Here is a 751-nt window from a genome sequence, read left to right on the forward strand (position 1 = left end):
TTGTGGATGCGTGCGTGTATCCGCAAACTTTGGATGTGATGAAAACCCGCTCCAAATATTTCGGCTTTGAACTGGTGGTCGGCGATTTTGCCCAAGCGGATGAAGGCGAATACTTCGGGGCGCTGTTCCAATACGTTGGTAAAGACGGCGATGTGCAAGACTTGCAGGACGTTATCGGCCGTCTGAAAGCAAAAGGCACAATCGTGGCCGTTGCCGCTGATATCATGAGCTTGGTTTTGCTGAAATCTCCTGCCGAGTTGGGTGCGGATATTGCCTTGGGCAATACCCAACGCTTCGGTGTGCCGATGGGCTTCGGTGGTCCGCACGCTGCTTATTTCGCGTTTAAAGACGAGTTCAAACGTTCCGCTCCTGGCCGCATTATCGGCGTATCCAAAGATGCATCGGGCAAACCTGCCTTGCGCATGGCGTTGTCTACCCGCGAGCAACACATCCGCCGCGAAAAAGCGACATCCAATATTTGTACGGCACAAGCATTGCTGGCGAACTTGGCTGGTATGTATGCCGTTTACCACGGTCCTGAAGGCGTGAAACGCATTGCCAAACGTATCCATGCGCTGGCTTCTACCTTTGCCAATGTGCTGGTTTCAGACGGCCTGAATGTGGTTCACAAGGTCTTCTTCGATACCGTTACCGTCGATTTCGGCAGCAAAGAGAAAGCAGACCAAGTGTTTGCCGCTGCTTTGGAATCGGGTTACAACCTGCGCCGCGTTAACGATACTCAAGTTGCGGC

1 pseudogene is annotated in these 751 nt (G+C 52.9%); it reads left to right on the forward strand.

The features are described from left to right. Positions 1–751: pseudogene (locus ACTHUM_RS16365) on the forward strand (glycine dehydrogenase (aminomethyl-transferring)); the annotation flags it as partial.

The sequence above is a fragment of the Neisseria sp. P0021.S006 genome (genome assembly GCF_051956895.1).